The organism is Vibrio sp. 10N.222.49.C9, assembly GCF_041474985.1.
Lineage (GTDB): Bacteria > Pseudomonadota > Gammaproteobacteria > Enterobacterales > Vibrionaceae > Vibrio > Vibrio crassostreae_C.
Map to the genome: position 1 here is coordinate 1 of NZ_JBFRVD010000985.1, position 453 is coordinate 453.

Here is a 453-nt window from a genome sequence, read left to right on the forward strand (position 1 = left end):
CAACTGTGGAAAAAATACCAAACACAATCAAAGCGACTACGAACAATAAAAAACTCGCATCAACCCAAGAAAATTTGAACCTAGGCCTTTGTTTATATTCGGTTTCGACGTCTAATGTAGATTCCATTTTTATAATGTCGTCGACTTCCTAATTAACGGCACATAACCCTTTACAGGCAAGTATATCTATTGACTGATTATACTTGCCCGGCATTATCTTTCCATAGCAATAACGGATATTTCGATAAGGAAACTAGCTTTTTTGCATTGCTCTGATGTTAAGTTCTAACTTTTCCAACCTTTTAGCAACCTTTCCTACATCACCAGCGCCCTGAGTGAGAACAAGATCACCTTCTTGTAACAAGTTGGCCAGTACCTTAGGTAGATCATCTTGCTCTTTAACAAAGATAGGATCAATACGACCTCGGCTACGGATAGTACGACATAGAGAAC

1 pseudogene is annotated in these 453 nt (G+C 38.6%); it reads right to left on the reverse strand.

What is annotated here, in order from left to right:
- Positions 1–253: 253 nt before the first annotated feature.
- Positions 254–453 (reverse strand): annotated as a pseudogene (gene murC / locus AB4585_RS26540) (UDP-N-acetylmuramate--L-alanine ligase); the annotation flags it as partial.